The organism is Streptomyces sp. NPDC048734 (assembly GCF_043198675.1).
In the GTDB taxonomy this organism is placed as follows: domain Bacteria; phylum Actinomycetota; class Actinomycetes; order Streptomycetales; family Streptomycetaceae; genus Streptomyces.
Genome location: NZ_JBICUZ010000001.1, coordinates 1,035,220 through 1,052,002, shown reverse-complemented (window position 1 = coordinate 1,052,002; position 16,783 = coordinate 1,035,220). Strand labels below are relative to the sequence as shown.

General features: G+C 72.0%; 14 protein-coding genes. 8 read left to right on the top strand and 6 right to left on the bottom strand.

The genetic code is table 11. From position 1 onward, the window contains the following. The first annotated feature begins 2 nt into the window (after window positions 1-2). Both ACGFQC_RS04615 and ybaK read left to right on the top strand, forming a co-directional pair. A complete protein-coding gene (locus ACGFQC_RS04615) occupies window positions 3-743 on the top strand; it encodes an LON peptidase substrate-binding domain-containing protein (protein WP_363087254.1) in 741 nt (246 codons plus the stop codon). Window positions 744-760: 17 nt separating this feature from the next. Then, window positions 761-1,261: a Cys-tRNA(Pro) deacylase gene (ybaK, locus tag ACGFQC_RS04610; protein WP_363087253.1), complete on the top strand. Its 501-nt coding sequence runs from the start codon at window positions 761-763 to the stop codon at window positions 1,259-1,261. Between the two features lie 441 nt (window positions 1,262-1,702). Here ybaK and ACGFQC_RS04605 read toward each other — a convergent pair whose 3' ends face one another. The 4 genes from ACGFQC_RS04605 to ACGFQC_RS04590 form a co-directional block, all read right to left on the bottom strand. Then, complete coding sequence (locus ACGFQC_RS04605) at window positions 1,703-2,398, bottom strand: DUF2567 domain-containing protein (protein ID WP_363087252.1); 696 nt, start codon at window positions 2,396-2,398, stop codon at window positions 1,703-1,705. 34 nt (window positions 2,399-2,432) lie between these two features. Beyond that, complete coding sequence (locus tag ACGFQC_RS04600; protein WP_363087251.1) at window positions 2,433-3,257, bottom strand: ABC transporter permease; 825 nt, start codon at window positions 3,255-3,257, stop codon at window positions 2,433-2,435. Window positions 3,258-3,321: 64 nt separating this feature from the next. Beyond that, the gene (locus ACGFQC_RS04595) at window positions 3,322-4,296 is read right to left on the bottom strand and encodes an ABC transporter ATP-binding protein (protein ID WP_363087372.1); all 975 of its coding nucleotides are present in this window, start codon (window positions 4,294-4,296) and stop codon (window positions 3,322-3,324) included. A 108-nt stretch (window positions 4,297-4,404) separates the two neighbouring features. Further along, window positions 4,405-5,619 (bottom strand): NYN domain-containing protein, encoded by a 1,215-nt coding sequence (locus tag ACGFQC_RS04590; RefSeq protein WP_363087250.1) that lies wholly within the window; start codon window positions 5,617-5,619, stop codon window positions 4,405-4,407. Between the two features lie 224 nt (window positions 5,620-5,843). Between ACGFQC_RS04590 and ACGFQC_RS04585 the strand changes: the two genes are divergently transcribed. Further along, the gene (locus ACGFQC_RS04585) at window positions 5,844-6,008 is read left to right on the top strand and encodes a hypothetical protein (RefSeq protein WP_363087249.1); all 165 of its coding nucleotides are present in this window, start codon (window positions 5,844-5,846) and stop codon (window positions 6,006-6,008) included. Window positions 6,009-6,096: 88 nt separating this feature from the next. Here the strand turns inward: ACGFQC_RS04585 and dnaE are convergent, their stop codons facing one another. Next, window positions 6,097-9,636: a DNA polymerase III subunit alpha gene (gene dnaE / locus ACGFQC_RS04580; RefSeq protein WP_363087248.1), complete on the bottom strand. Its 3,540-nt coding sequence runs from the start codon at window positions 9,634-9,636 to the stop codon at window positions 6,097-6,099. Between the two features lie 314 nt (window positions 9,637-9,950). Between dnaE and ACGFQC_RS04575 the strand changes: the two genes are divergently transcribed. From ACGFQC_RS04575 to ACGFQC_RS04560, 4 genes are all read left to right on the top strand, one after another. After that, complete coding sequence (locus ACGFQC_RS04575) at window positions 9,951-11,300, top strand: DUF2252 domain-containing protein (protein ID WP_363087247.1); 1,350 nt, start codon at window positions 9,951-9,953, stop codon at window positions 11,298-11,300. A gap of 104 nt (window positions 11,301-11,404) precedes the next feature. Beyond that, window positions 11,405-12,100, top strand: a complete 696-nt coding sequence (locus ACGFQC_RS04570) for a hypothetical protein (protein ID WP_363087246.1) — start codon at window positions 11,405-11,407, stop codon at window positions 12,098-12,100. A 173-nt stretch (window positions 12,101-12,273) separates the two neighbouring features. Further along, window positions 12,274-13,086, top strand: coding sequence for a DsbA family protein (locus ACGFQC_RS04565; RefSeq protein ID WP_363087245.1), 813 nt, complete (start codon window positions 12,274-12,276; stop codon window positions 13,084-13,086). A 105-nt stretch (window positions 13,087-13,191) separates the two neighbouring features. Next, window positions 13,192-14,874, top strand: a complete 1,683-nt coding sequence (locus ACGFQC_RS04560; RefSeq protein ID WP_363087244.1) for an alkaline phosphatase D family protein — start codon at window positions 13,192-13,194, stop codon at window positions 14,872-14,874. 18 nt (window positions 14,875-14,892) lie between these two features. Here the strand turns inward: ACGFQC_RS04560 and ACGFQC_RS04555 are convergent, their stop codons facing one another. Continuing rightward, on the bottom strand, window positions 14,893-15,462 hold the full coding sequence (locus ACGFQC_RS04555) for a dienelactone hydrolase family protein (RefSeq protein WP_363087243.1): 570 nt from the start codon (window positions 15,460-15,462) through the stop codon (window positions 14,893-14,895). A gap of 122 nt (window positions 15,463-15,584) precedes the next feature. On the opposite strand from ACGFQC_RS04555, the gene ACGFQC_RS04550 reads away from it, so the two are divergent. Continuing rightward, window positions 15,585-16,697 carry a mechanosensitive ion channel domain-containing protein gene (locus ACGFQC_RS04550; protein WP_363087242.1) on the top strand — a complete coding sequence of 371 codons (1,113 nt, stop codon included), beginning with the start codon at window positions 15,585-15,587 and terminating at the stop codon, window positions 16,695-16,697. Window positions 16,698-16,783 lie beyond the last annotated feature (86 nt).

Sequence of the window (16,783 nt, the reverse complement as noted above, 5' to 3'; positions counted from 1 at the left end):
CCGTGACCACCGTCCGGCTGCCGCTCTTCCCGCTGAACACCGTCCTCTTCCCCGGACTGGTGCTGCCGCTCAACGTGTTCGAGGAGCGCTATCGCGCCCTGATGCGCGATCTGCTGAAGACCCCCGAGGAGGAGGCGCGCCGGTTCGCCGTCGTCGCCATCCGCGACGGTCACGAGGTGGCACCGGCCGCACCGGGCATGCCGGACCGGACGGCGCCGCCCCGGCGGGGTCCCGCCGCCGGGTTCGGCGACGACCCGGTCAAGGCGTTCCACTCCGTCGGGTGCGTCGCCGACGCGGCGACGGTCCGGGAGCGTGCCGACGGCACCTTCGAGGTACTGGCCACCGGGACGACCCGGGTGCGCCTGGTGTCGGTGGACGCTTCGGGCCCCTTCCTGGTGGCGGAACTGGAGGAGCTGCCGGAGGAGCCTGGCGACGAGGCGGGCGCGCTCGCGGAGGGCGTGCTGCGGGCCTTCCGCCAGTACCAGAAGCGTCTGGCGGGTGCGCGGGAGCGGTCGCTGTCCACCGGGGCGGACCTGCCGGACGATCCGTCCGTGGTGTCGTACCTGGTGGCGGCCGCGATGATGCTCGACACGCCCGCCAAGCAGCGGCTGCTCCAGGCCCCGGACACCGCCTCCCGGCTGCGCGACGAGCTGGAACTCCTGCGCGCGGAGACGGCCATCCTCCGTAGCCTGCCCTCGCTGCCCGCGGCGGACCTGACCCGCGGGCAGACCAGTCTGAACTGACGCACGAGAAGGCCCTGATGGCGAAGAAGTCGAAGAAACAGCAGTCCGGCGGCACACCCGCGACCGTCGCCCTGACGGCGGCGGGCGTGGAGTTCACGGTCCACGCCTACGACCACGACCCGGCCCACCCCTCCTACGGCGAGGAGGCCGCCGAGGCCATGGGCGTCTCCCCCGACCGGGTCTTCAAGACCCTGGTCGCCGACGTGGACGGCACCCTGACGGTCGCCGTGGTCCCGGTCGCCGGCTCGCTCGACCTCAAGGCCCTCGCGGCGGCGGTCGGCGGCAAGCGCGCCGCCATGGCCGACCCGGCCCTCGCCGAACGCACCACGGGCTACGTCCGCGGCGGCATCTCCCCGCTGGGCCAGCGCAAGAAGCTCCCCACGGTGGTCGACGACTCGGCGCGGGCGCACGCCACCATCTGCGTCTCGGCGGGCCGCCGCGGCCTGGAGGTCGAGCTGGCCCCCACCGACCTGGCCGGGCTCACGCAAGCGGTCCTGGCCCCCATCGGCCGCGCCTGACCGGCCAAGCACCCGACAGGCTCGATACGGGCCCGGCCCCGCCTGACCGGCCAAGCACCCGACAGGCTCAGTACGGGCCCGGCCGCACCCCGGCCCGGGCCCGGCACACCCGGCCACAGTTCCGGCTCGGGTGCCGCCCGGCACGGGCGTCGCACGCCTCGTACGGACACCACGCGCTCCGTACGGACACCACGCGCCCCGTACGGACACCGCACGCTCCGTACGGACACCACGCGCCCCGTACGGACACCGCACGCTCCGTACGGCCGGGCGCACCCCGGCCACCCCGGCCACGCGCCCGCCGAGCCCGGCCACGCCCCACCGTTCCCCGGCGCGCAAGCCGGCCGAGCACTGCCGCGCCCCGGCTCGGGCCGGCCGGCCCGAGCCGGGGCGCGGGCACCGCACGCCCGGCGCGGGCGCGGCTCGGGCCCGGCACCGGCCCTACCCGAGCGGTGCCCCGTACGGGTCCTTCGGGAGCGCTCCCGGCGCGTACGGCTCGGGGTCGCGGGGGCCGAACAGGGCGGTGAGGCCGAGGTGCACCAGGAGGGCGGCCAGGGACCAGGCCAGCAGCGCGCCCTTGGCGCTCAGCTTCAGCGGGGCCGAGAACGTGGCGCCCGCACCCGCCGCCCTCGCCTGCGCGATCACGTCCTGCCCGGGGCCGAGCCACACGCCCAGCCGCCACGCCAGCAGGGAGCCGAGCAGTCCGCCGAGGGCCAGCGCCACGACCAGCGGCACGCCTCCGCACCGGCGCCAGGCGAACACGGCGGCGGCGCTCACCGCGCCGCAGGCCACGGCGAGCAGGACGAACGTTCCGTCCACGCCGACGGCCTGCTCGCCCTCGGTGTCCTTGAGGTAGACGACCCAGTTGCCGTCGACGACCTCCCCGACCAGCGGGACGCGCGGCGCGAGCCACAGCCACAGCAGCCCCAGCGCCACTCCGGCGAGCGCGACCACGACGGTGATCACGGCGGCTTCCCGCAGCTCCGTCCTCATCCCGGGCCCGTCCTGTCCGTGTCCGGCGTCGTGGGGCACGGCACCCTGGAACGCGGCCGCACCGGGGTGCGCTCCGGGCGACGGCCAGGCGTCGCCGGGGGACGGTTCGTGCGGCGGCGGAGGGGGAGTCAGCGGTGCGGTCACCCTGACATCGTGCCAGGCCCGTCGGTGCCGTGCGTCATCGGACGGCGGCCCGGCGGTACGCCCAGGTGGCGACCGCCAGCGACACCACGCCGACGGCGGCGCACACCGCGAGGTCCCCGAGCACGAAGGCCCAGTCGGGGTGCGGCCGGAAGGTCCGCGCGAGCGCCTCCACGCCGTACGTCGACGGCAGCAGGTCGCGGGTGAGGCGGACCGCCTCCGGCATCCGGTCGGGCGGCAGGACGCCGAGCAGCAGCGCCGCCGACATGCCCAGCTGGCCGAGCACGGTGGCCAGCTCGGGGCGCGGGGCGAGCAGGCCGAAGGCCGCGCCGAGCCCGGCCAGCGCGGCACCGGACAGCGGGACGACGAGCGCCAGCACCCACAGGTGGGTCAGCGGCAGTCCGAAGAGCACGGCGCCGAAGACCGCGGTCACCAGCGTCCCCGGCACGGTGAAGGAGGCGTACGCGCCCGCGGCGCCCAGCACGACGGCCGCGGGCGGCACCGGCAGCGTGGCGTAGTGGTCGAGGCCGCCGGTGGCCCGCAGCTGGCCGAAGTACTGCGCCAGCAGGTTCAGCGCGACGAAGGCGACGACGAGGACCGAGGAGCCGGCCACCACGGCCTCCGCCTCGCGTCCGCCCTCCACGACCCCGCGCATCATGATCAGGATGCCGACCGACTGGAAGGTCGCCACGAACAGCAGCGGGATGCGGGCCACCCGCGCGCGGGACAGCTGCGCCCGGTACACGGCCGCGAGCGACGGCCACAGCCGCGCGCGCGGCGCGAGCTCGGCCGCTTCCCGGGCCGGCTGCCCGTCCACGGCCAGGGCGCTGCCCGGCAGAACCTCTGCGGGTACGACACTCACGTCGCGGTGCTCCTCTTGGGTCCGGTGGTCGCCCTGTTCGATACGGACGCGGGGACGGTCCTGCTCACGCCCTCACCAACCCCTGCCGGGCGGCTCCGCCCAGCGCCAGGTAGACGTCCTCCAGGCTGGGGGTGGCGAGGGTGAAGTCGTCCAGGGCGGCGAAGGCGGCCCCGCCGGTGACGGTGGCGACGACCGTGCGGGCCTCCTCGGGGCCGAGTCGCAGCGTCCAGCGGCGCCCGGACTCCACGGCCCGCTCGCGCAGCGCGGCGACCTCGGGGACGTCCAGCGGCGCCCGCTCGCGCCACACCAGCTCGACCCGTACCTCGTCGGCGACCTGTTCCTTGAGCCCGGCGGGCGTGTCGCAGGCGATGACCCGGCCGCGGTCGAGAACGGCGACCCGGTCGAGGACGGTCTCGGCCTCGATGACGTTGTGGGTGACGAGCAGCACGGTGGTGCCGCGCTCGGCGCGCCGCCGGTCCACGGCGGACCACACGGCACGCCGGGCGACGGGGTCCATCCCGGTGGTGGGCTCGTCCAGCACCAGCAGCGGCCGCTCCCCCACCAGCGCGGTCGCGAAGCAGGCCAGCCGCCGCTGTCCGCCGGAGAGCCTGCGCAGCGGCCGGCCGGCGATCGGGGTGAGTCCCAGCTCCTCGAGCACGGCGTCCCGTTCCCGCCGGGCCTCACGCACGGGGAGGCCGCGCAGCCGTCCGGTGGTCTCGGCGGCGAGGGAGACGGTGAGTTCGTCGAGGGCGGTGGACTCCTGACCGAGGTAGGCGAGGATGCGCGCGGCCCGTTCGGGATGGCGCACGATGTCGTGGCCGAGGATCTCCACGCTGCCGCCGTCCGGCCGCATCAGCCCGGTGACCTGGCGCACGACGCTGGTCTTGCCGGCTCCGTTGGGCCCGAGCAGGCCGAAGATCTCACCCCGCCGTACGTCGAGCCGCACGTCGTCGGTGGCGCGGACCTCGGGGGTCCCGGGAGTGCCGCGCCGGCCGCGGACCGCCGGATAGGTCTTGGTCAGTCCGCGTACGGCACACACGACCTCGTCCCGGTGCCGAATGGTCGATGCCGCGCGCGTACTCACAAGGAACGAGCCTACGGGGTCGGCACCCCCCGCTCGCCGTCGGGGGCGCCCAGAGTGTCCGGTTCAGTCCGCCGCGGGCGCGTGCTCGGCCGTCGCCCGCACGTCGATCTCGCGCCAGAACCCCGCCCGGATGGCGTAGCGGTCGTGCTCGTCGATCTGGTCGTCCTTGTGCGCGAGGAGGCCGAAGCGGGCCGCGTAGCGCAGCAGTTCGCCGTCGATGCGGTGCGGGATGCGCGGGTACATGCCGGACAGCTTCTGGAGGTGGCCCTGGTCGCCGAGGCGCCCCATCCAGCGGCGGGCGAAGACCTGTCCCACCTCGAAGGGATCGCCGCCGACGGTGGTGATGTCCTCCTCGCGGTCGGCCCACCGCTGCTCGGCCGTGGTGACCTGCGCGAGGGTCGGCATCGAGGCGACCTCGGGGGGCTCGGCGGCGGAGGAGGGCCGGTCGACCCAGCCCTTGTCGGAGGACCAGCGCAGGGTCGCGGTGGCCGGGGGCCGGTCGGCCCGGTCGCCGGGCGCGCGCAGGGCCGCGAGGTCCTTGGGGGTGGGGACGCCCTTGGGGGCGGGGACCCGGTCCCGGGTGCCGCTGCCGGTGGCGGCGGAGGGGTGCTCGCTCTGCTCCGCGGGTCGCTCGGACGTGGGCGCCAGGGTGGACTCGGGGAGCGGCGCGGAGAGGATGGCGGCGATCTCGGGCCGCGGCACGGGCGGTGGCGCGCAGACCCCGCCGAGGTCCTTGGCGCGTACGGCCTTGGTGATCCAGGTACGGTCCAGCACGCGCCGTTCGTCGGCCTCGGCGACCAGGTCCTCGGACTGGTTGTAGTCGCCGTCGGCGGCCTGGACGGCCCACAGGTGGACGGCGACGCCGTGTTCCTTGGCGGCCATCATGCCGGGCAGCAGGTCGCCGTCACCGGTGACGAGGACGACGTCGGAGCAGGCCCGGTTGCGGGCCAGCTCGGTCAGCTCGGCGTGCATCGCGGCGTCGACGCCCTTCTGCGCCCAGCGGCCGTCGCTGCGGGTCAGGGCGCCCAGCCGGACGGTGACCCGCGGCATCACGCGCAGTCTGCGGTGCTCGGGCTGGGGGACGCGGTCGGGGGCGCCGTCGAACCAGTAGATGCGCAGCAGGGGCCGTTCGGTCTCGGACTCGGCCTGTTCGCGCAGGCCCTGGACGAGGGCGGCGTGATCGACGGTGATCCGGGAACGCGAGGGTTCCCCGGCGAGGAGACTCGCGGCGGCCCCCAGCAGATACCCGGCGTCCACCAGGACGATGCAGCGGTCCACACGACTCACCCTCTTCCCGGGAGGTTTGCTTCAGGCCTGCCTCGAGTCTGCCCGACCGCACGGGGGTTAACGGCCGGAACTCGATCTTCGGCGTGGCGTTTCGGGGCGGAGCCCGCCGACGGACCCTGTCACCGACGGTAATTATCCGAAATGCGCCATAAGTCAGCCTATGTGAATCTGATTCCGGCCCTGGCCCCTAGACCCCCAACAGGAGGCAGATCCCCATGGCCAAGAACAAGAACCGTGACCGTAAGCAGCCGCAGTCCGAGCGCACTCCGCAGACGGCGCAGGCCACTCTGGAGCCGCAGGACGAGTCGAACCCGACGCAGATGGCGCCCGGCGAGATGGCCCGCGGCAAGGGACGCGGCAAGCGCTTCGGCCACAACTAGCATCCGCGTGACGGGCCCTTGACGCCCTCGCGCATGCAGGAGGGGCGCACCCGGAGGTCCGGGTGCGCCCCTTGCGCGCGTCCGCGGCTCAGCCGGCCAGGCAGGACGGGCCGAGCAGCACCTTCAGGTCGCCGAACAGGGCCGGGTCGGGCTTGACCCGGTGCCGGTCCAGGCGGAGCACGGTCGTCTTCGTCGGGCCCTGGAGCCTGATCCGGACCTCGCTGTCGCCGCGGTGGTGGGTGAGGATCTCGCCGAGGCGGTTGACCATCGGCGGGGTGACCTTCACGGCCGGGATGGTGAGGATCACGGGCGCGTTGGTGCCCGCGTTGGACAGGTCCGGCACCTGGAGTTCCATCGCGACCAGGCGGGGCACGTCCTCCCGCTTGTCGAGGCGGCCCTTGACGAACACCACGGCGTCCTCGACGAGTTGGGTCGAGACCAGCTGGTAGGTCGCGGGGAAGAACATGCACTCGATGGAGCCGGCGAGGTCCTCGACGGTGGCGATGGCCCAGGCGTTGCCCTGCTTGGTCATCTTGCGCTGGAGGCCCGAGATGATGCCGCCGATGGTCACGACCGCGCCGTCGGCGTGCTCCCCCCCGGTGAGCTGGGCGATGCCGGCGTCCGCCTTGTCGGACAGCACGTGCTCCAGTCCGAAGAGGGGGTGGTCGGAGACGTAGAGGCCGAGCATCTCGCGCTCCTGCGCGAGCAGGTACGTCTTGTCCCACTCGTCGGTGGTGAACTCGACGTCGAGGCCGAAGCCGGGCTCGTCGTTCTGCTCCTCGCCCATGCCGCCGAAGAGGTCGAACTGGCCCTCGGCCTCCTTGCGCTTGACCGCGACCACGTTGTCGATCATCGGCTCGTACTGCGCGGTGAGGCCCTTGCGGGTGTGGCCCATGGAGTCGAAGGCGCCGGCCTTGATCAGCGATTCCGTGGTGCGCTTGTTGCAGACCACCGCCTCGACCTTGTCGAGGTAGTCGGGGAAGGAGGAGTACTTCCCCTTGGCCTTGCGGGACTTGATGATCGACTCGACGACGTTGGTGCCGACGTTGCGCACGGCGGAGAGGCCGAAGAGGATCACGTCGTCGCCCTGGGCGGCGAAGTTCGACTCGGACTCGTTCACGTTCGGCGGGAGCACCTTGATGCCCATGCGCCGGCACTCGTTGAGGTAGACGGCCGACTTGTCCTTGTCGTCCTTGACCGAGGTGAGCAGCGCGGCCATGTACTCGGCGGGGTAGTTCGCCTTCAGGTACGCCGTCCAGTACGAGACCAGTCCGTACGCGGCCGAGTGGGCCTTGTTGAACGCGTAGCCGGCGAAGGGGACCAGCACGTCCCACAGGGCCTGGATCGCCTCGTCGCTGTAGCCGTTCTTCTTCGCGCCGGCCTGGAAGATGGTGAAGTTCTTCGCCAGCTCGTCGGGCTTCTTCTTGCCCATCACGCGGCGGAGGATGTCGGCCTCGCCGAGCGAGTACCCGGCGATGATCTGGGCGGCCTTCTGCACCTGCTCCTGGTAGACGATCAGGCCGTAGGTGACGGCCAGGACCTCCTCGAGGGGCTCGGCCAGCTCCTTGTGGATCGGCGTGATCTCCTGGCGGCCGTTCTTGCGCTCCGCGTAGTTGATGTGCGAGTTCATGCCCATCGGGCCGGGCCGGTACAGGGCCGAGACGGCGGAGATGTCCTCGAAGTTGTCGGGCTGCATCTGGCGGAGCAGCGAGCGCATCGGGCCGCCGTCGAACTGGAAGACACCGAGGGTGTCGCCGCGGCAGAGCAGTTCGAAGGTCTTGGGGTCGTCCAGCGGGAGGGCGAGCATCTCCAGGTCGATGCCCTTGTTGGCCTTCACCATCTTGATGGCGTCGTCCATGATCGTGAGGTTGCGCAGGCCGAGGAAGTCCATCTTCAGCAGGCCCAGCGACTCGCACTGGGGGTAGTCCCACTGGGTGATGGTCACGCCGTCGGTGTGCCGCACCCAGATCGGGGCGTGGTCGACGATCGGTTCGCTGGACATGATCACGCCCGCCGCGTGCACGCCCATCTGCCGGACCAGGCCCTCGACGCCCTTGGCGGTGTCGATGACCTTCTTCACGTCCGGCTCGTTCTCGTACATCGCGCGGATCTCGCCCGCCTCGCTGTAGCGGGGGTGCGAGGGGTCGGTGATGCCGTTCAGGTCGATGCCCTTGCCCAGGACGTCGGCCGGCATCGCCTTGGTGAGACGGTCGCCCATCGCGTACGGGTAGCCCAGCACGCGCGCGGAGTCCTTGATGGCGTTCTTCGCCTTGATCTTGCCGTAGGTGCCGATCATGGCGACCTTGTCGGCGCCGTACTTCTCGGTCACGTACCTGATCACCTCGACGCGCCGACGCTCGTCGAAGTCGATGTCGACGTCCGGCATGGAGACGCGCTCGGGGTTGAGGAACCGCTCGAAGATCAGGCCGTGCGGGATCGGGTCGAGGTCGGTGATGCCCATGGCGTACGCGACGATCGAGCCGGCCGCGGAGCCTCGGCCGGGGCCGACCGCGATGCCGTTGTTCTTGGCCCACATGATGAAGTCGGCGACGACGAGGAAGTAGCCCGGGAACCCCATCTGGATGATGACGTCCATCTCGTACTCGACCTGCTTCTGCCGGTCCTCGGGGACGCCGCCGGGGAAGCGGCGCTCCATGCCGCGGCGGACCTCCTCCTTGAACCAGCTGACCTCCGTGTAGCCCTCGGGGATGTCGAACTTCGGCATGAGGTTCTTCGCCTCGAACATGCCGCTCGTGTCGATCTGCTCGGCCACCAGGAGGGTGTTGGCGCAGCCCTCCTGCCAGGCGTCCGAGGAGTCGATGGCGTACATCTCGTCCGTGGACTTCAGGTAGTAGCCGGTGCCGTCGAAGCGGAAGCGGTCCGGGTCGGAGAGGTTCTTGCCGGTCTGGATGCACAGCAGGGCGTCGTGGGCGGTCGCCTCGTGCGCGTACGTGTAGTGCGAGTCGTTGGTGACCAGCGGCGGGATGCCGAGCTTCTTGCCGATGTCGAGCAGGCCGTCGCGGACCCGGCGCTCGATCTCGATGCCGTGGTCCATCAACTCCAGGAAGTAGCGGTCCTTGCCGAAGATGTCCTGGTACTCGGCCGCCGCCTTCAGCGCCTCGTCGTACTGGCCGAGGCGCAGGCGGGTCTGGAGCTCGCCGGAGGGGCAGCCGGTGGAGGCGATGAGCCCCTCGGACCACTGGGAGATGGTCTCCTTGTCCATCCGCGGCCACTTCTGGAGCCAGCCCTCGGCGTACGCGTCCGAGGAGAGCTTGAAGAGGTTGTGCAGGCCGGTCGCGTTCGCCGCCCAGATGGTCTTGTGCGTGTAACCGCCGGAACCGGAGACGTCGTCGCGCTTCTGGTGCGGCTGGCCCCACTGGATCTTGCGCTTGTTGCGCCGCGACTCGGGGGCGACGTACGCCTCGATCCCGATGATCGGGGTGACCCCGGCCTTCTTCGCGGAGTGGAAGAAGTCGTACGCCCCGTGGAGGTTGCCGTGGTCGGACATGGCGATGTGGGTCATGCCCATCTCGTTGCACGCGTTGAACATGTCCTTCAGCCGCGCGGCACCGTCCAGCAGCGAGTACTGGGTGTGGACGTGCAGGTGCGTGAACGGCGGCTTCGACACGGCATGGCCTCCATGGGACAAGAGCTGCGGCGCGACGCGCCGTGTTGCGGGCGGCGGCCGGGCGACGGGCGAACGATCGACGACGGGCTGGCGGACGGTCGGGGGGTCAGCCTCGAAGTCTATGCCTCGGCACCGACATGCGAGGCCGACACCGCGGCGCGGAGCGCGCCGGCGCAGGACGGCGGGCGGGTGACGGGCGGGCGGGTTCCCCGCGTACCTTCACAGCGGGGACCGTGGGCACTTTCACACGCGTCCGCCCGTTGGGGACGACAGAAACGCTGTCGTACACATGAAGCACCAGGAGGCACCCCGCGATGTCGGTTCCGCAGCTCAACGAAGAGCCTCGCGGCGAGGAGATCCTCGCCGTCCTCGACACCGCCTTCGGCGAACTCCTGGCCGCGGACCCGGCCGCGTTCCGCGTGAAGTTCCGCAAGATGGCGGCCTCGGCGTTCGCGTTCTACCGGGGCACGGCGAGCCTCTTCTACCACGACCAGGACGCGGCGAGCGGCGGGCGCGGCGCCACCGGCACCTTCACCGGGCCCTACCTGGACGAGCGCACCTCGCGCGTGTGGATCCACGGCGATCTGCACGCGGAGAACTTCGGCACCTACATGGACTCCCAGGGCCGTCTGATCTTCAACGTCAACGACTTCGACGAGGCCTACGTCGGCCCCTTCACCTGGGACCTCAAGCGCTTCTCCGCCTCGATCGCCCTGATCGGGTACGCGAAGGCGCTCAGCGACGACCAGATCACCGAGCTGATCCAGGTGTACGCGGGCGCCTACCGCGAGCGGATCCGCGCCCTGGCGACGGGCGCCAAGCAGGACGAGGTGCCGCCCTTCACGCTGGACACGGCCGAGGGCCCCCTGCTGGACGCGCTGCGCGACGCCCGTTCCCTGACCCGCTTCGGGCTGCTGGACTCCATGACCGAGATCCGCGACTTCGAGCGCCGCTTCGCGCCGGGCGGCGGCTCCATCGAGCTGGACGCCGCCACCCGCTACAAGGTCCTCGCCGCCTTCGACGGCTATCTGGAGACGCTGCCGGAGACCTCCCTGGCCCGCCCGGACTCCTACCGCGTGAAGGACGTCGTCGGCCGCCGGGGCATCGGCATCGGCTCGGCGGGCCTGCCCTCGTACAACATCCTCCTGGAGGGCCACAGCGACGCCCTGGAGAACGATGTGGTGATCTACATCAAGCAGGGCCAGACCCCGGCCGTCTCCCGGCACATCACCGACCGGGCGATCCGCGACTACTTCCTGCACGAGGGCCACCGCACGGTGATCTCCCAGCGGGCCCTCCAGCAGCACGCCGACCCGTGGCTGGGCTGGACCGAGCTGGACGGCGCGGGCCAGCTGGTCGCCGAGGTCTCGCCGTACGCGGTGGACCTGGACTGGGGCGACATCGACGACCCGGAGGAGATCGCGGGCGTCGTCGCCGACCTGGGCCGGGCCACGGCCACCATGCACGCGGCGGCGGACGACACCTCCGGCGAGTCGCTGGTGCCGTTCTCCACCGAGCGGGCCATCGACGCGGCGATCGCCGGCGACGAGGGGGGCTTCGCGCCGCTCCTGGTCGACTTCGCGCACGCCTACGGCGCACGCGCGCGTGCGGACCACCAGATCTTCCTCGACCTGTTCCGCAACGGCCGGATCCCGGGTCTGTGAGGAGCGCCATGCCGGGCCCCACACCGAACTCCATAACGAAAAGGGCGCTCACAGCAACCCTTTAGGGGTCTCTTACCGGCGCGCATGACACACTCTCCTCCGCTATGGACATATCCGGGACCCGCCTCAGAGCCGTACGCGCGGTGCTGTTCACGGCCTTCGTCGTGACGCTCAGCACCGCGTCGCACGTGCTGCTGTCCCGGGTCCCGCTGCCGCTGAACACGGTGGCCGCCCTCGCGGTCGCCGTGTTCCTCCTGGCGTACGCGCTGGCGGGCCGGGAGCGCGGCTTCGGGCGGATCGCCGCCCTGCTGATCCCGCTGGAGCTGGCGGCCGACACCGTCTTCACCACCGGCCAGCACGTCTGCTACGGCCGGGCGGGCGGCCCGGTCGCCGGCCCGCTGCGCTCCGTCGGCCTCGACGTCCTGTGCGGCGACGGCACCAGTGTCGGCGCCCCGCTGGCGCGCGTGACCGGCACCGACCCCGAGCGGGTCGGCGGCCTCCTCGCCCACGCCGACCCGTCGACGGCCTGGCTGCTGCTGGGCGCGCACGTCGGCGTCGGCCTCCTCGCCGCGGCCTGGCTGCGGCGGGGCGAGCGCGCGCTGGGCCAGTTGCTGCGCGCGGCGACCGCGACCACGTTCCGGCCGCTGCTGCTGGCCGTGGCCGCCGTGACCGTCCGCGGCGCCCCGGCCGCCCGCCGCCTGCCGCGGCCCGCGCGCCGTCCGGTCACCACCAGCCGCGACCGGATCCTCGTGCACTCCCTGGGACGTCGCGGACCCCCGCGCCCGGCCACCGCCGCCTGAGCGACACCGGATCGCCCGGTTCCGGTCACCGGGTTCGACCACCGGTTCCGGTCACCGGGTTCGACCACCGGGCCGGTCCCCGGCCCGATCGCCCTGCGCGGCCCCGGAGCACGACAGTCCCCACACACGTATCCCGCGCACCCCCGTGCGCGTCCCACCTGGAGAACACCACCATGAGCAAGCGCAACAGTGCGGCGGCGAAGACGGCGGCCCGCGAGCGACTGCGCCTCGAGCGCGAACGCCAGGCCAAGCGGGCCAAGGTCAAGCGGCAGGTCATCGTGGCCTGCTCGGTCGTCGGAGTGCTGGCGGTGGCCGGCGGCATAGGTTACGCGGTCGTCCAGAACAACAAGCCCACGTACTGGGAGGAGGCCAAGGACAAGCCGCTGGTCAAGCCGGCCAACACCACCGGCGAGAACGGCACGACCGTCGTGATGGGCAAGAGCACCGCCAAGAAGACCCTCGTGATCTACGAGGACCCGCGCTGCCCGGTCTGCGCCCAGTTCGAGCAGAGCGTGGGCCCCCAGCTGAAGTCGGACTACGACGCCGGCAAGTTCAAGCTCCAGTTCGTCGGCGCCACCTTCCTCGACAACGGCCTGTCCGGCGAGGGCTCCAAGAACGCGCTGAGCGCGCTGGGCGCCGCGCTCGACGTCGGCCAGGAGGCGTTCCTCGAGTACAAGACGGCCCTGTACTCGGCGAAGTGGCACCCCGAGGAGTCCGACGACAAGTTCAAGGACGACAGCTACCTGATCAAGGCGGCCGACACGGTCTCCGCGCTCAAGGGCAACACCGAGTTCCAGAAGGCCGTGAAGGACGGCACCTACGACAGGTGGGCGCTGGAGATGTCCGAGGCGTTCGACGAGAGCGGTGTCTCGGGCACCCCGACCCTGAGGATGGACGGGAAGGCGCTGACCGCGCCCGGCAGCCAGAACGCCCCGATGACGGCCGCCGACTTCACCACCGCGCTCGAGGCGGCCCTCAAGGCCTGAACTGCCGCCGGGTGACGGCAGGTTGAGAGACGGAGAACCGAAGAGCGGGCGAACTTTTGCCAGTTCGCCCGCTCCTCGCCGTACTGGTCAGTAATCTGATCGCCCGTGACCAGTCGATACAGATCAACAGAGAGCACCGACGCGTCGTCGGACCGCCTCGACACGCGAGCCCCGCGCCGCCGTACGGTCGTCAAGGCCGCCGCCGCCACCGCCGTGCTGGCCGGGCCTCTCGCCGCCGCGCTGCCCGCGCGGGCCGCCGACGAGGCCCCCGCCTTCCTGCACGGTGTCGCCTCCGGCGACCCGCTGCCCGACGGCGTCCTGCTGTGGACCCGGGTGACGCCGGCAGCCGAGGCCATACCCGGCTCCGGGCTCGGCCCGGACACCGAGGTCGAGTGGGTCGTCGCCCGGGACAAGGCACTGACGAACGTCGTGGCGAAGGGGTCCGTCACCGCGACCGCCGCCTCCGACCACACCGTCAAGGCCGACGTCCGCGGTCTCGCCCCGGCCACGGACTACTGGTTCCGCTTCTCGGCCGGCGGGACCGACTCCCCGGTGGCGCGCACCCGCACCGCGCCGGCGGCGGACGCGTCCGTGGCGGGCCTGCGCTTCGGCGTGGTGTCCTGCGCCAACTGGGAGGCCGGCTGGTTCTCCTCCTACCGCCACCTCGCCGCCCGCGGCGACCTCGACGCCTGGCTGCACCTCGGCGACTACATCTACGAGTACGGCACCGGCGAGTACGGCACCCGCGGCACCGTCGTACGGCAGCACGCGCCCACGCACGAGATCCTCACCCTCGCCGACTACCGCACCCGGCACGGCAGGTACAAGACCGACCCCGATCTGCAGGCCCTGCACGCCAAGGCGCCCGTCATCGCGATCTGGGACGACCACGAGATCGCCAACGACACCTGGTCGGGCGGCGCCGAGAACCACACCGAGGGCGCCGAGGGCGGCTGGGCCGCCCGTCAGGCGGCCGCCAAGCAGGCCTACTTCGAGTGGATGCCGGTCCGCCCGGCGCTGGCGGGCACCACCTACCGCCGGCTGCGCTTCGGCAAGCTCGCCGACCTCTCCCTGCTGGACCTGCGTTCCTTCCGCTCCCAGCAGGTCTCCGTCGGCAACGGCGGCGTCGACGACCCGGACCGCACCCTCACCGGCCGCGCCCAGCTCGACTGGCTGAAGGCCGGTCTGAAGACGTCCGACACCACCTGGCGGCTGGTCGGCAACTCGGTGATGATCTCGCCGTTCGCGATCGGCTCGCTCTCCGCGGACCTGCTCAAGCCGCTCGCCAAGCTGCTCGGCCTGCCGCAGGAGGGCCTCGCCCTCAACACCGACCAGTGGGACGGCTACACGGACGACCGCCGTGAACTCCTCGCCCACCTGCGCGCGAACGCCATCCGCAACACCGTCTTCCTCACCGGCGACATCCACATGGCGTGGGCCAACGACGTGCCCGTGGACGCCGGGACCTACCCGCTGTCCGCCTCGGCCGCCACGGAGTTCGTGGTCACCTCGGTGACCTCCGACAACCTCGACGACCTGGTGAAGGTCCCCGAGGGCACGGTCTCCGCGGTCGCCGCGCCGGTCATCAGGGCCGCCAACCGCCACGTCCACTGGGTGGACACCGACCGGCACGGTTACGGCGTCCTGGACATCACCGCCGACCGCGCGCAGATGGACTACTACGTGGTGTCCAGCCGCACCAGGGCGGACGCGACCTCGTCCTGGTCCCGCTCCTACCGCACCCGCACCGGCACGCAGAAGGTCGAGCGGACGTACGACCCCGTGTAGCCGCCGCCTACCGGCCGCCTACAGGCTGTCGAGGAAGCCGAGCGCCACCCGCCAGGTGGCCTCGGCGGCCTCCGCGTCGTAGTCGGGCAGGTCGGGGTCGGTGTAGAGGTGACCGGCCCCGGCGTACCGGTGGATCTCCACGTCGGCGCCCGCCCTGCCCATCTGGAGGTACCAGGCGCTCAGCCAGTCGTCGGTCTCGAACGGGTCCGGCTCGGCCACGTGCAGCTGCACCGGCAGGTCGTCCACCGAGGCGTTCGGCGCGAGGTCGGAGGTGCCGTGCAGGAGCAGCAGACCGCGCGCCTTGTCGTCACCGAGGGCGAGGGTCTGGGCGATCGACGCGCCCAGCGAGAAACCGGCGTACACCAGCCCCCGCTCCGAGTAGGGCGCGGCGGCCAGGACGGCTCTCCTCAGCAGTTCGTCCTTGCCGATCCCCTCGTTGTGGACCATGCCCTCCTCGACCGTGTCGAACGTGCGCCCGTCGAAGAGGTCCGGGGTCCACACCTCGTGACCGGCGGCGCGCAGCCGGTCCGCCGCCGCCCGCACCGCGGGACGCAGTCCATAGGTCGAATGGAAGAGCATGATGTTCATGGGGCCATGGTGCCAGCCGGCACCGACAACGCCCCACGGGGCGCCCCCCGCACCGCCTCACGTGGGTCTCTTCACACAACGTGCATGTTCACGACCCCACCGGGCCGGTTACGTTCGAAGGCATGGAGAACCTGCTCCGCCCACTGATCGTGGTCGGCGGTTCGGTCGTGCTGACGTTGTTCATCGGCTGGGCCACCGACCGACTGTTGTCCAAGGCCGACCGACGGCATCCCGAGACACCCCTGTGGGGGCTGCTGCGCCGGGCCCGCATCCCGTACCAGCTCGGGCTGTGCGCCGCCCTGCTGAGAGGATCGTTCGACAACGCCGAAGTACTGGAGGACCACCGCGTCGGCGTCAGCCAGACGCTCACCCTGGTGCTGATCGGGTCGACCGCGTGGATGGCGATCCGGATCGCCGCCGCGGTCGTCGAGACCTCGTACCGCCGTTACGCGCGCGTGCACCAGGACGCGGCACGGGTGCGGCGGGTACGCACCCAGGTGTCGCTGATCATGCGGGTCGTCTCCGCGGTGGTCGGGGTGGTCGCGGTGGCGGCGATGCTGCTGACGTTCCCGGCGTTCCGCGCGGCCGGCGCCTCGCTGCTGGCCTCCGCGGGCATCATCGGCATCGTCGCCGGTGTCGCCGCCCAGTCGACGCTGAGCAACATGTTCGCCGGCTTCCAGATCGCCTTCGGCGACATGGTGCGGATCGGCGACACGGTGGTGGTGGACGGCGAGTGGGGCACGGTCGAGGAGATCACGCTGACCTTCCTCACCGTGCGTACCTGGGACGAGCGCCGGATCACCATGCCCGTCTCGTACTTCACGTCCAAGCCGTTCGAGAACTGGTCGCGCGGCACCCCGCAGATGACCGGCATCGTCTACTGGCACCTCGACCACTCGGCGCCGCTGGACGCGATGCGTGAGAAGCTCCGCGACATCCTGCGCGAGTGCCCGGCGTGGGACGGCCGTGCCCACGGCCTGGACGTCACGGACACCACGCCCAGCACCCTCCAGGTCAGGGCGCTGGTGACCGCCAAGGACGCCGACGACATCTGGACGGTCCGCGTGACCGTCCGCGAGCGGATGATCCGCTGGCTGTCCGAGGAGCACCCGTACGCGCTGCCGCGCGTCAACACCGCCGACGCGATCGTGTCGTCGTCCCGTTCCAACGGCCGGGTCCCCGGCGGCATAGGGCCCCAGCGCCGCGCCCACGAGTCACCGCGGGCCGACCGCTGAACCGATGAGCCGCTGAGCCGAGGAGCCACTGCCGCCGGCCGGGCCGCCCCGTGCGCCCGGCCGGCGTCCCGCGCCGGCACCCCGCG